This is a genomic window from Streptomyces sp. 378, from assembly GCF_030124145.1.
Lineage (GTDB): Bacteria > Actinomycetota > Actinomycetes > Streptomycetales > Streptomycetaceae > Streptomyces.
Map to the genome: position 1 here is coordinate 251,258 of NZ_JASKMS010000010.1, position 12,668 is coordinate 263,925.

The window sequence follows — 12,668 nt, forward strand, 5'->3', positions numbered from 1 at the left end:
CGCACAGGCTGACCGTGGTCACCGTGCCGGTCCACACGCCAGATGGAACATCCTGGCGGCGACCCGCAGGGATTCCGCCGCAGGCCGGGCCGGGCCGCTGGATCCTAACCGCGTCCCTGGAGTCGCTTGCGGAGCATCAGAGTCAGTGCCGGTGCTGCGACCGCCAGACCTGCCACCGCGGCCGGTCGCAGCAGAGCACGCGGACCCGGGGACGAGGGGCGGTCGGGCTCGGGGGTCGTCTCCCGAAGCGCGGCTGCGAGGACCTCGGCCAGGTGCAGGGGGCGGCGCCCGGTGCCGGCCTGTTCGACCTGCGTGCGGCAGCTGAAGCCGTCCGCCAGGACGAGTGTCGCCTCGTCCGCCTCCCGTACGGCCGGAAGCAGTCCCGCTTCCGCGCACGCCATCGAGACGTCGTAGTGGCCCTTTTCGAAGCCGAAGTCGCCGGCCAGCCCGCAGCAGCCCTCGTCCAGTACGTCGGCGGTGACGCCCGCGCGTTCCAGCAGCTCGCGGTCCGCGTCGAAGCCCATCACGGCGTACTGGTGGCAGTGGCGCTGGACCAGCGCGCGGGCGTCGACGCCGGGCGGGTCCCAGTCTTCGGCGCGCTCCACGAGCAGCTCGGCCAGGGTTCGGGTCTGCTCCCGCAGCCGCTCGATGTCCGGGTCCTTCGGGAGGAGTTCGGGGGCATCGGCCCGGAACACGGCGGTGCAGCTGGGCTCCAGCCCCACGACGGGCGTGCCCCGGCGCAGGTCCTCGCGCAGGACATCGACCGTGTGCTCAAGAACGCGCTTCGCGACGCCGAGTTGCCCCGTGGAGATCCAGGTCAGCCCGCAGCACACCACCTCCTGGGGCACCTTGACCCGGAAGCCGGCGGCTTCCAGCACCTCGACGGCGGCCTTGCCGATCGCCGGGTGGAAGTGGTCGGTGAAGGTGTCGGGCCATACGACGACCTCGCCGCGGTGTCCGTCGCCGCGTGGTCCGCCCCGTTCGCGCCACCAGTCGGTGAAGCGCTGCTCGGCGAAGAGGGGGATGTCCCGTTCAGGGGCGATGCCGCCGAGCGCCTTGGCCACGCGGGCCACCCAGGGCAGGGAGGTCAGTGCGTTGACGGTGCGGGGGGCGAGCGCGGCGACACGGGCGGCGGCGGGCAGCCAGCCCATCGAGTAGTGGGCGCGGGGGCGCACCCGGCCCGCGTAGTGGTGGTGCAGGAACTCGGCCTTGTAGGTGGCCATGTCGACGTTGACGGGGCAGTCCGTCTTGCAGCCTTTGCAGGCCAGGCAGAGATCGAGGGCGTCGTGCACCTCGCGGGAGCGCCAGTCGGAGGAGACGGGCGAGTCGTTGCGGACCATCTCGAACAGCAGGCGCGCCCGGCCGCGCGTGGAGTGTTCCTCCTCGCGGGTGGCGCGGTAGCTGGGGCACATCACGCCGCCCTCCAGGGAACGGCACTTGCCGACGCCGACGCAGCGGGCGGCGGCGCGACTGAACTTGCCGTCGTCGTGGGGGTAGGCGAAGGCGGTGTCCGGCTCCCAGGGCAGGTATTGCGCGCCCAGGCGCAGGTTCTCGTCGAGGCGGTACGGCCGGACGACCTTGCCGGGGTTCATCCGGTCGCCCGGGTCGAACAGACCCTTCAACCGCTCGAACCCCTCGATCAGCTCGGGCCCGAACATCCTCACCAGCAACTCGCCCCGCGCCTGCCCGTCACCGTGCTCACCGGACAGCGACCCGCCGTAGGCGGCGACCAGGTCGGCGGCCTTCTCGACGAACGCCCGCATACGGGCCACGCCCTCCTCGGACTCCAGGTCGAAGGGGATGCGGGTGTGCACGCAGCCGTGGCCGAAGTGGCCGTACACGGAAGGCTGTCCGTAGCCGAACTCCTCGTACATCCGCCTCAGGTCGCGCAGGTAGTCACCGAGGCGTTCCACCGGGACGGCCGAGTCCTCCCAGCCCTCCCACGTGTCGGACTCACCGGGTACGTGGGCCGTAGCGCCCAGACCGGACTCGCGCACCAGCCACAGTTCGTGCATGTGCTGCTCGTCGTCGTACCAGGTGTGCCCGACCGCACCCGTCGCGGCATCGATCAGCGCCATGGTCTTCTCCCGCACCTGCTCCCGAGTGTCACCGTGGAACTGGACCATCAGGTAGGCCCGTCCGTCGGGAAGCTTCGCCAGGGCCTCGGGATTCAGGTCCTTCCTGCGCTGATAGTGGACCAGTTGGCGGTCCAGGCCCTCCAGGGCCGGCGGCTTGTGTTCCAGCACGGCCGGTACGTGGTCGGCGGCCTCGCAGATGTCCCGGTAACCGAGTACCACCAGTGAGCGGTGCGCGGGCACGGGCACCAGTTCCAGTTCGGCGCGCAGGACGGTGACGAGCGTGGACTCCGAACCGGTCAGGAGCCCCGCCACGTCGAAACCGTGCTCGGGCAGGAGCGAATCGAGGTTGTAGCCCGACACCCGGCGGGGGATCTCGGGGAAGCGCTCCCGGACGAGGCCGGCGTATCGGTCCCGCAGGGCGGCCATCCCCCGGTACAGCTCGGCCCGCCGCCCTTCTCCGGACATCAGCCGGTCGAGTTCACCGGACTCGGTACGGTCCACCCACATGCGGCTCCCGTCGTAGGTCAGCACCTGGAGGCGGTGCAGGTTGTCGACGACCTTGCCGTAGGCCTGGGCCGTCGATCCGCACGAGTTGTTGCCGATCATTCCGCCGATGGTGCAGTTCGGGTGGGTGGCGGGCCTCGGCCCGAACTGCAGGCCGTACTCGGCGAGCTGCCGGTTGAGGTCGTCGAGCACGATCCCCGGCTCCACGACGCACCGCCGCCTCTCGGCGTCCACCGACACCAGCCTGTTGCAGTACTTGCTCCAGTCGAGCACGACGGCGGTGTTGCAGCACTCCCCGGCCAGACTGGTGCCGCCGCCCCGGGACAGCAGGGGCGCGTCATGCTCCCGGCACACCGCCACGGCCTCCTCGGCCGCCTCCACGGTCCGGGGGATCACCACCCCGATGGGTACCTGCCGGTAGTTGGAGGCGTCCGTCGAGTACGCCGCACGCGTCCCCGTGTCGAAGCGGACCTCGCCGTCGACGCGGTCCCGCAGATCCCGTTGAAGAGCCTCGGCATCGACCTGTGCCGGGGTCCGGCGGACGACGGGCAGGGGCAGATTGACCGGGTTCATACGATGCCTTCCACGCGGGGATACCTGACCGGGCGGTCTCAAGGTCGACGTGTCGATGCCACCACCCCACCAGGCCGCCCCGTCGGGGCCCACGCCGGCAACCGGCAGTACCGGCGATGTGCCGGACGCCACGGATGCGGCACACCCCGAAGCTGACTTCTGGCCCATCGAGCCCGGTCACCCGGTTCATCAGCGTCACCCGGGACACCGAGCCGCGCACCGTGAGACCAGCAGTGGCTTCTCCTCGTCACGGATAGCGCACGGAGCCACGCCATCAGCCCGCGCGGCAGAGGCGGCACCAACGACCCGGCCCGGGTATCCCTGCCGCCTCAGCGGCAAACCACCGGTGCGGCGTGGTTCGGCAGTTCGGCACGCTCCGGGTCGGTGTCCTTGCGGCCGTCCGCGCTGGTGAAGTCGTTGGGCAGGCTGGTGCGCAGGTTCTTCGTCTGCTGGTGGTACAGGGTCGACAAGCTGCTGACCAGCGGAAACGTCCGGGAACTGGCTCCAGAAGAGGAGGTATGGCGCTGGCCGCCCGACGCACCATCCTGTCGCTGTGTGCCACTCGGTGTCCGCCGCGGAGTCTTACGGAACCCTTACGCGGTCCTGTTTTGCGGCATCAGCCACCTACGCTCGCAAGGGTGTTGACCATCCGAAACATCGCCCTCGTCACCGTCGCCCCACTGGTACTGGCTGCGGCGGGCATCGCGCATCCGCACGGGCTGTCCAGATCGACGGCCTCGGACTGGGTGCAGTTGCACATCGCGCTGCTGCCGGTCTTTCCACTGCTCACGGTCGGTCTTCTGGTCCGCCTGTGGCATCGGCCCCGACTCGACCTCGCCGGGTTCGCCACCGTGGTGGCCTGGGCGGGCGCCTTCGTCTACGCGGCCTTCTACACCGGTCTCGACGCCGTCGCCGGTATAGCGGCAGGGACCGCCGTCGAGCACACCGGTGCAACAGCGAGCCTCGGACCGGTCAAGCGCCCGCTCTACGACACGGGTGAGGCGCTGGGGCAGGTCGGTGCATACGCGCTCATCGGCGCCATCGCGGCCACCGCGGTCGTGCTGCTCCCGAAGCACGGCGCCCGAATCCTTCCCGGCACGGTGGTGCTCCTCGCAGCCGGCTGGTCCTTCGTCGACAGCCACATCTTCTGGCCACGCGGTGTATGGACGATGCTCGGCTTCGCCGTGGGGTTCGCGCTGCTCGCCTGGGGGGCCGCGGGGGAGCGAAGCCACCGAAGCGGGCTACAGGCTTCCCCGCCGTCCGGCGGCCGCTGAGGAGGCGGGCGGGTGACAGGTCGGCCTCGCCCGCCGAACGGCTGCCGCATGCGGTGCGCAGCAGATCGGTGCCGGGTTCGACAGCCGCCCGGACAACATCCGCAAGGTCGCCGAGAACAGCCCGCGCTGTCTGCAGACCGACTGCACCGTCCTCTTCCACCAGCACGCCGCCGACCCCGACGCGCCGGTCGAGGAGGCCGCGGGCGTGCAGGCGCGCTGATCTCCGAGGGCAAGGTGAAGTACTTCGGCCTGAGCACCGTCGGTCCGCAGTACATCCGCCGCGCCCACGCCGTCACCCCGGTCACGGCCCTGCATTCCGAACCGACTTCGGGCAACCCGCTACCGCGAGCTGACCGCCGGGCAGAAGGCGGCGAACGGCGATAGCCGGTGCCGAAGTCGCGGTAGACGGCGTTCAGCATCACCGCTCGTGCCTCGTCGAGGTCGGCCGTGGTCGCGGTCCTGATGCGGTAGTTGTGCAGATGCAAGCACTGTGCAACCGGAACGGCGGGCACGGTCTCGCAGCGCCGCGCGGATGCCGTCAAGCGGTCCAGACGGTGCCTCGGGCCTCGTACTCCAGCATGGCTTCCAGGCCGAGGGCGGCGTCGACGCCCAGTTCGCGGCGGACCTTCCTGGGGAAGCGGATCGACTATGTGCTGCGGGTCGCAGCGTACGAGCCGCCGCGACTGCTGGACATGGTCTCGGTCGCGGGCCCGATGCCGATGCATGTCACCTACACCTTCGACCCACTCCCGGACGGCGGCACACGCGCCCGGATCCGCGTGCGCGGCGACGCCTCCGGCCTCTACCGGCCGGCCGGACCGGTGATGGGACACAAGGTGCGCTCATCGCTGGTCAAGGACCTTCGGGACCTTCAGCGGCAGGTGAGCCGCCGAACGGGAGGGTGAAGTCGGTCATGGCGTTCGACGAAGGACTGGCGGAGCGCATCCGGGCCCGGCTGGGTGCGGATCCGGGCATCACGGAGAAGCAGATGTTCGGCGGGCTGGCGTTCCTGTACGAGGGCAACATGGCGGTCGGGGTGATCGGGGACGAGCTGATGGTCCGGGTCGGCCCCGAAGCCACCGGGGCTGCGCTGGCACGGCCCGGGACGCGCTCCTTCGACTTCACGGGGCGCCCGATGCGCGGCTGGGTGGTCGTGGCCTCCTCCGCCGTGTCCGAGGACGAGGCCCTGGCCGATTGGGTCGACCAGGGTCACGCCTTCGCGGCGAGCCTGCCGCCCAAGTAGCCCTTGTCGGCGGCCGGCCCCTCGTTCAAGGCCGGGGCAGTCCCCGCCGGGCGTGAGGACACCCAGGTGCTGACTCCAGGGGGGTGCAGGGGCGCGACGTCAGGCCGGTTGCCTGCGGCCGGGACGAGTGGTGGACAGCGTCACCCTGAAGGGGAGTTGGTGACGCTGCCGTGAACGACGGCGGCGGTCAGGGTGGTGAGGCCGTCGCGTCCACTCACTTGCAAATCTACCGTAACGAGAGGGTAGCTTTGTGGTCATGCAAGGGCGCCGGGCGACGAGGCGAGGCGGTGAGGCCGTGACTGGAAGGCTTCAGTGCGCGAGGGGGCGGTCCTCCGCGCGCGGGCCGGACCCGGGACACCTGCCCTGGCCAGTTCCGGGCCCAGGTCACACCCGGTGTGCCCTCAGCCCGGCGCCACCAGCGCAGACGATGCGGCGGCCGACGAGTGATTCACGCGCCCGTGCCGGCGTTCGCCTGCAGGCGGCGGCGGAGAGTGGCGGCGAAGTCCTCGGCCATCTCCAAGCGGGCCCGCAGCGTCTCGCAGCGGGCGTCGGCCACCTTCCGGTAGGAGTCCAGTCGCTCCCGCAGGCGCTCCAGATCCTGGCCGGCGGGCGGATCGTCCGTGGCGGCGAGGCGGTCGGTGATGTCCAGCAGGTCGCGCATCTCCTCCAGGGAGAAGTCCAGCGGCTTCATGCGGCGGATCACCATCAGGCGCTGGACGTCGGACTCCGTGTACAGCCGGAAGCCGCCCTTGCTGCGGGCCGAGGGGATCACCAGGCCCACTTCCTCGTAGTGGCGGATGGTGCGCAGCGACAAACCGGTCCGCTCGGCCACCTCGCCGATCTGCATCTGCCGCTCGCTCATCGCCGAGCCTCTCCGTTTGTCATCCATCCAGGTTTCAGAACTGTGAAGTGAATTAGTCTACGTGACATCAATCACAGGAATTTGGCGGGGGGTTGCCTGCTATTCATAGGTCGCCGTTCGCACCCTCTCGTCACGTCAGGGTAGAGTGTTGACGTGTTCGCCTTTGCCGTCCAGTCCACGGTAGAGGTGATCCTGCCGTAGAGCGGGCCCGATCGGCCCCGGACGGCCCCGAAGACTTCCCGGGCAATGATGCTCGACCGGCAACCAGAGGTTGCCCTTCTGTCCGGTACTCGGCTCCCCTGGCACGGAGCCCAGCCGCCGGGGGTTCCCCACACCCGGAATCAGTACGACGCTGTGCGTCCGACGGCATGGATGCACACCCGAAACAGAAACGGTTGAATGTCCTCACCGCTGTCCGCAGCCCCGAAGTTCCGCCTGTCCAAGCCCGACTGGCTCGACTCCCCGAAGGTCTTCCGTACCGAGGTGCTGGCCGGCCTGGTCGTCGCCCTGGCCCTCATCCCCGAGGCGATCTCCTTCTCCATCATCGCCGGGGTCGACCCGGCGGTCGGCCTGTTCGCCTCCTTCACCATGGCCGTCGTCATCTCGGTCGTGGGCGGACGCAAGGCCATGATCTCCGCCGCGACCGGCGCGATCGCCCTGGTCATCGCCCCGCTCAACCACGAGCACGGTCTCGGCCATCTGATCGCGGCCGTCATCCTCGCCGGCCTCTTCCAGGTGATCCTGGGCGCGCTGGGTGTGGCCAAGCTCATGCGGTTCGTGCCGCGCAGCGTCATGGTCGGCTTCGTCAACGCGCTCGCCATCCTGATCTTCATGGCGCAGGTGCCGGAGCTGCACGACGTGCCGTGGATGGTCTACCCGCTCGTCACCGGCGGTCTCGCGCTGATGGTGTTCTTCCCGAAGGTCACCAAGGTGATCCCGGCCCCGCTGGTCTCCATCGTCGTCCTGACCGTCATCACCGTGGCGGCCGCGATCGCGGTGCCGACCGTCGGCGACAAGGGCGCGCTGCCCTCCTCGCTGCCCGTGCCGGGCCTGCCCGACGTGCCCTTCACGATGGACACGCTGACCATCATCGCCCCGTACGCCTTCGCGATGGCGCTGGTCGGTCTGATGGAGTCGCTGATGACGGCCAAGCTGGTCGACGACATCACCGACACCCACTCGGGCAAGACGCGTGAGTCGATCGGCCAGGGTGTCGCCAACATCGTCACCGGCTTCTTCGGCGGCATGGGCGGCTGTGCCATGATCGGCCAGACGATGATCAACGTGAAGGTGTCGGGCGCCCGTACCCGCCTGTCGACCTTCCTGGCCGGCTCCTTCCTGATGGTGCTGTGCATCGTCTTCGGCCCGGTCGTCTCCGACATCCCGATGGCCGCCCTGGTCGCGGTGATGATCATGGTGTCGTTCGCGACCTTCGACTGGCACTCCATCGCCCCGAAGACCGTCAAGGGGATGCCGCTCGGCGAGATGACCGTCATGGTCGTCACCGTCGCCTGCGTGGTCGCCACCCACAACCTGGCCATCGGGGTCGTGGTCGGTTGCATCACCGCGATGGTCGTCTTCGCCAAGCGGGTCGCGCACCTGGTCAACGTCTCCGGTGTGGTTGACCCCGACGGCGACCAGGTCGTCTACGCGGTCACCGGCGAGCTGTTCTTCGCCTCGTCCAACGACCTCGTCTACCAGTTCAACTACAAGGACGACCCGGACGACGTGGTCATAGACCTCTCCGCCGCCCACATCTGGGACGCCTCCTCCGTCGCCGCCCTGGACGCCGTCGAGACCAAGTACGCCCAGCGGGGCAAGAAGGTGACCATCATCGGCCTGAACAAGCCCAGCGCCGACATGCACGATCGCCTCGCCGGCCAGCTGACCGGCAGCCACTGATCCAGACCGGCAGCCACTGACCGGCCCGGCCGCCCTGCCCCGCCCACGGACGTAGCGGGGGAGGGCGGTCTTTCCGTGCGCGGGCCGGGCTCGGGAGAATGCTCCACCAGGTGGCCCTGCTCGGCGACCGTGGTCTCACCCCGGCCGAGGCCGCCGCCAACTTCCTGCCCCAGACCGCTGCCGCCCTGCTCGCCGCCCTCGCCGCACTGCCCGCCGTCGCCGCGCTCGCCGTACTCGTCGCCCGCACGCCCGCGGCCGAGGAGCGACCCAGTCGGCCCGGTCGTTCAGCTCGCCGATACCGCGCCGGTCAGCGCAGGGCGTCGAACTCGCCGGCAGTCGTGATGCCGTAGGCCAGGTGTGGCGCGATGTCCGACAGCCACGACGAGACATCCCATGACGACGGGTCGGTCACCCTGAGCGCAGTGGCCGGCACATCACTTCCCGCCATGGCCATGGCCCCGAGAAGGGGACCGGCCATCCAGTGCGGCGGTGACGTGCCGGGGCCGGCGTACTGAGTCTCGTCCTGGCGGCCGGCACCTTCGTCGCCTCACTGCCGCTGCTGAGGATGACGGTGGCCCGCGCGAAGGAGTCCGACGAACCGCGTCCCGTGCCCCGACACACCGCCTGAAGCTCCTGCCCGACCGCCGAAGCGGCCGTCGCCCTCGACTGATGCCAGGGCGACGGCCGCTTCGGAGGCTTTCGCTGCGAGGATGGCCGCGGGCGGACTCGGCGAGCTCCGCGGCGAAGGGCTCGACGGCCTCGTACGGGAATCGGTGGCAGGGCCCGCTCAGCGAGCGAGGCGGTGACCACATCACCGCGACAGCTGACCGGTACGGCGACAGCGGTGGGCCTTTCGTCGAATTCGCCGCCGCTGACCGCATGGCCGGGGTGGGCCGCCTCCGTGGCCCGGGCCCGCAACCGCGCGACACGAGCCTCGCCATGCGGGGAGACGGCGGCTACGCGCCGTAGCAGCGCTCGGGGGTGTCGCGCGGCAGGACTTGGGAGGAGCCGCCGGCCCACAGGGGCCGCCCGCCGCCCAGGAGGCACTGCAGTACGGCACCCCATACAGGGCCGCGCCGGCGGCGGCCGACGCCTTGCCCGCACCGGGCAGGGCACACCTCGCCGGGGCGTGACGTGGAGTGCGCGGATCCCTGCTTCGATGCTTCGACCCCCTCGCGGTGGCCATGGGGAGCCCACGGGTCGGGCACGGGGAGTCGGCCGTCCCCGCCCTACCCTCCGTTCGCGGTCTTCCGTGTCACCGTCAGGGCGCAGGCATGGCCGCGAGATCAAGTGCAGCGCATCGAAGGTGGCACCCGCCAGATCGAGTGGTGCCGGCAGGTGCCAGAAGGGGGCGGTTCGTCGGCCTTCGCTCCGGCCTCGGCCTGGGCAAGTGTCACGACGGTGTCGTGGCTGACTGCCGAGAGCAGGCGACGACGGGCCGAGCTCCTCAGCGTCTCGCTGTCCACCGCGATGACCTGCCGGCCTGCGGGCGAGGCCGACGATCTCGCCGCAGTGCTGGTGGCGGCACGGTACCGGTCGGCGAGGCAAGCACCCACCGCCGGTCCAGGGCGTCGCCGTCAACCGCCCCCCAGCACACGCCCGATCGTCGCCGACGACGGTATACGCCGCCATCCGAGCAGGTGACGGTGCACACCGAGGGCCCTGGCGGCCCTCCCGAGGCCCCCGCACCCCACTCGGTGAGTTCGCCGATGCTCCTTGCGCCGGAAAACGACCGCTGGTCGGGCACGGAGTCACAACAGGGACGCAGGTCAGCCGCCTGGCCAGGGACAAGCGGACCCGGTTTCCCGCCCGGTGCCTGCTCCGTGCCCGCCCTGCTACCTGCGCCTCACGCCAAGGAACCGCACAACCACAGAACTTGAAGCCGCCTGGTTTCAGCCTGCCAACGTTTCGGATCGCGAATTGTGCGTGAGGTATTGACGCTGATCACCGGTTCTCTCATCATCCAGTTGCCCGACACTTCGACCCTTGTTCGACAAGGCGAACATACAGGGCCGCACCACCGCACCACCCCGCCATCCGCACACCCTCTTGACGGGGCAAACCGGAGCCGCTTGCTCAAGGATGACGAGGTCCCGCATGCGCAGACGCAGTCTCAGCCGCAGAGATCCGTCTGCGGTGTTCGCCGCCGCGGTTGCAGCCATGGCCGCGTTGGCGGCGATGCTCGTAGCCAGCCCGGCTCAGGCGGCCACCACCAGCGCCGTGCGCGGTGTCGGTTCCGGCCGGTGCCTCGACGTGCCGGGCGCCGACCGGACCGACGGCACGAACCTGCACATCTGGGACTGCCACGGCGGGACCAACCAGCAGTGGACACTGACGGACAACAACCAGCTGACCCTGTACGGCAACAAGTGCCTGGACGTTCCGGGCCACGCCACCACGGCCGGGACCCGGGTGCAGATCTACACCTGTAACGGCGGTGCGAACCAGCAGTGGCGGGCGAACGCCGACGGCACGATCGTCGGCGTTCAGTCCGGGCTGTGCCTGGACGTGTCGGGCGGCGGCACGGCCAACGGCACCGCGGTGCAGATCTGGAACTGCAACGGCGGCAACAATCAGAAGTGGACCGGCCTGTCCGGGACGGGCAACACGTGCGCTCTTCCGTCGACATACCGGTGGACCTCGACAGGTCCGCTGGCGCAGCCGACGAACGGGTGGGTCGCGCTGAAGGACTTCACCACCGTGCCGTACAACGGTCAGAACCTGGTCTACGCGACCACCTCTGACGGATCGTCGTGGGGAACGATGGCGTTCCGTCCCTTCACGAACTGGTCGGACATGGCGACGGCCACCCAGACCGGGATGAGCCAGGGCACTGCGGTGGCGCCCAAGCTGTTCTACTTCGCGCCCAAGAACATCTGGGTGCTGGCCTCGAACGGGTGGGACACCGGCTGGCCCTTCACCTACCGCACGTCCAGCGACCCCACCAACCCCAACGGCTGGTCCGCCCCGCAGCCGCTGTTCACCGGCAGCCTCCCCGCGGGCGGCCCGATCGACCCGACCCTGATCGCCGACGACCAGAACATGTACCTGTTCTTCGCCGATGACCTCGGCACCATCTACAAGTCGACCATGCCGATCGTGAACTTCCCGAGCAGCTTCGGCTCGTCGTACACCACGGTCATGAGCGACACGAAGGAGAGACTGTTCGAGGCGCCGGAGGTCTACAAGGTCCAGGGCCGGAACCAGTACCTCATGATCGTCGAGGCGATCGGCGTGAACGGGCGCTACTTCCGCTCGTTCACCGCCTCCAGCCTGAACGGTACGTGGACCGAGCAGGCCGGCAGCGAGAGCAGCCCCTTCGCGGGCAAGGCCAACAGCGGTGCCACCTGGACCAACGACATCAGCCACGGTGACCTGATCCGCGTCAACGCCGACCAGACCATGACCATCGACCCCTGCAACCTGCGGTTCCTCTACCAGGGCTACGACCCCGACATCCCAAGAGACACCCCCTACCAGCAACTGCCGTACCGGCCGGGCGTCCTCACCCTGCAGCGCTGACCCGAGCGCACGTGATCACAAGCTCGTGACCGTGCCCCTCCTGGCCCGCCGACGAGTGGCTTCCGCTTCGCCTCCCAGGAAGGAATTCCCCATGGTTCCCCTACGCAGTCGACCGCTGCGTCTCCTCGCGGCCACCGCGCTGACGCTCTCCGCCTGCGTCACCGCCTCCGCCGGCACGACCGCCGAGGCCGCACCGGGCAGCCCGGCGCTCACCCCACCGCTGGGTTGGAACAGTTGGAACAGCTTCGGGTGCGGGATCACCGAGGCCCAGGTCCGTCAGGCCGCCGACGCGATGGTGTCCTCGGGGATGAAGGACGCGGGCTACCAGTACGTCGTCGTGGACGACTGCTGGTTCGACCCGCAGCGCGACGCGCAGGGCAACCTCCGGGCCAACCCGACCAAGTTCCCCAGCGGGATGAAGGCGCTCGGGGACTACATCCACGGCAAGGGCCTCAAGTTCGGCATCTACCAGGCGCCGGGCGAGGTCACGTGCGCGCAGGGCGTGGGCACCTATCCGGGCGCCACGGGCAGCAAGGGCCACGAGGTCCAGGACGCCGCCACCTTCGCCTCATGGGGCGTCGACTACCTCAAGTACGACTGGTGCTCCGGCAGCGGCACCCTCAGCGAGCAGGTCGAGCGGTTCACCATCATGCGCGACGCCCTGCGCGCCACCGGCCGCCCGATCGTCTACAGCATCAACCCCAACAGCT

10 protein-coding genes and 1 pseudogene are annotated in these 12,668 nt (G+C 69.8%); 7 read left to right on the forward strand and 4 right to left on the reverse strand.

Features of this window, described 5'->3' with window-relative positions; all coding sequences use genetic code 11:
- Nucleotides 1-104: 104 nt before the first annotated feature.
- Both QNO09_RS16860 and QNO09_RS16865 read right to left on the reverse strand, forming a co-directional pair.
- Nucleotides 105-3,155, reverse strand: coding sequence for an FAD-binding and (Fe-S)-binding domain-containing protein (locus QNO09_RS16860; protein ID WP_283970996.1), 3,051 nt, complete (start codon nucleotides 3,153-3,155; stop codon nucleotides 105-107).
- 329 nt (nucleotides 3,156-3,484) lie between these two features.
- Complete coding sequence (locus tag QNO09_RS16865) at nucleotides 3,485-3,625, reverse strand: hypothetical protein (protein ID WP_283970997.1); 141 nt, start codon at nucleotides 3,623-3,625, stop codon at nucleotides 3,485-3,487.
- A gap of 168 nt (nucleotides 3,626-3,793) precedes the next feature.
- Between QNO09_RS16865 and QNO09_RS16870 the strand changes: the two genes are divergently transcribed.
- Nucleotides 3,794-4,429: a hypothetical protein gene (locus QNO09_RS16870; protein ID WP_283970998.1), complete on the forward strand. Its 636-nt coding sequence runs from the start codon at nucleotides 3,794-3,796 to the stop codon at nucleotides 4,427-4,429.
- 380 nt (nucleotides 4,430-4,809) lie between these two features.
- Here QNO09_RS16870 and QNO09_RS16875 read toward each other — a convergent pair.
- Nucleotides 4,810-4,908, reverse strand: a pseudogene (locus tag QNO09_RS16875) (GNAT family N-acetyltransferase); the annotation flags it as partial.
- Between the two features lie 99 nt (nucleotides 4,909-5,007).
- Here QNO09_RS16875 and QNO09_RS16880 point away from each other — a divergent pair.
- Nucleotides 5,008-5,334, forward strand: a complete 327-nt coding sequence (locus QNO09_RS16880) for an SRPBCC family protein (RefSeq protein WP_349636974.1) — start codon at nucleotides 5,008-5,010, stop codon at nucleotides 5,332-5,334.
- An 8-nt stretch (nucleotides 5,335-5,342) separates the two neighbouring features.
- Nucleotides 5,343-5,672 (forward strand): TfoX/Sxy family protein, encoded by a 330-nt coding sequence (locus QNO09_RS16885; RefSeq protein ID WP_283970999.1) that lies wholly within the window; start codon nucleotides 5,343-5,345, stop codon nucleotides 5,670-5,672.
- 448 nt (nucleotides 5,673-6,120) lie between these two features.
- On the opposite strand, the gene QNO09_RS16890 is transcribed toward QNO09_RS16885, so the two are convergent.
- The gene (locus tag QNO09_RS16890) at nucleotides 6,121-6,534 is read right to left on the reverse strand and encodes a MerR family transcriptional regulator (RefSeq protein WP_283971000.1); all 414 of its coding nucleotides are present in this window, start codon (nucleotides 6,532-6,534) and stop codon (nucleotides 6,121-6,123) included.
- Between the two features lie 399 nt (nucleotides 6,535-6,933).
- On the opposite strand from QNO09_RS16890, the gene QNO09_RS16895 reads away from it, so the two are divergent.
- The 4 genes from QNO09_RS16895 to QNO09_RS16910 form a co-directional block, all read left to right on the forward strand.
- On the forward strand, nucleotides 6,934-8,436 hold the full coding sequence (locus QNO09_RS16895; RefSeq protein WP_283971001.1) for a SulP family inorganic anion transporter: 1,503 nt from the start codon (nucleotides 6,934-6,936) through the stop codon (nucleotides 8,434-8,436).
- Nucleotides 8,437-8,534: 98 nt separating this feature from the next.
- Nucleotides 8,535-8,786 (forward strand): hypothetical protein, encoded by a 252-nt coding sequence (locus QNO09_RS16900; protein ID WP_283971002.1) that lies wholly within the window; start codon nucleotides 8,535-8,537, stop codon nucleotides 8,784-8,786.
- A gap of 1,747 nt (nucleotides 8,787-10,533) precedes the next feature.
- Complete coding sequence (locus tag QNO09_RS16905; RefSeq protein WP_283971003.1) at nucleotides 10,534-11,958, forward strand: non-reducing end alpha-L-arabinofuranosidase family hydrolase; 1,425 nt, start codon at nucleotides 10,534-10,536, stop codon at nucleotides 11,956-11,958.
- Between the two features lie 91 nt (nucleotides 11,959-12,049).
- A partial coding sequence (locus QNO09_RS16910; RefSeq protein ID WP_283971004.1) for a glycoside hydrolase family 27 protein occupies nucleotides 12,050-12,668 on the forward strand: 619 nt, incomplete at its 3' end.

Coding starts and splice junctions, on each gene's coding strand:
- QNO09_RS16885 (WP_283970999.1), top strand. CDS start 5,343: ATGGCGTTCGACGAAGGACTGGCGGAGCGCATCCGGGCCCGGCTGGGT.
- QNO09_RS16895 (WP_283971001.1), top strand. CDS start 6,934: ATGTCCTCACCGCTGTCCGCAGCCCCGAAGTTCCGCCTGTCCAAGCCC.
- QNO09_RS16860 (WP_283970996.1), bottom strand. CDS start 3,155: ATGAACCCGGTCAATCTGCCCCTGCCCGTCGTCCGCCGGACCCCGGCA.
- QNO09_RS16880 (WP_349636974.1), top strand. CDS start 5,008: ATGGCTTCCAGGCCGAGGGCGGCGTCGACGCCCAGTTCGCGGCGGACC.
- QNO09_RS16905 (WP_283971003.1), top strand. CDS start 10,534: ATGCGCAGACGCAGTCTCAGCCGCAGAGATCCGTCTGCGGTGTTCGCC.
- QNO09_RS16890 (WP_283971000.1), bottom strand. CDS start 6,534: ATGAGCGAGCGGCAGATGCAGATCGGCGAGGTGGCCGAGCGGACCGGT.
- QNO09_RS16900 (WP_283971002.1), top strand. CDS start 8,535: ATGCTCCACCAGGTGGCCCTGCTCGGCGACCGTGGTCTCACCCCGGCC.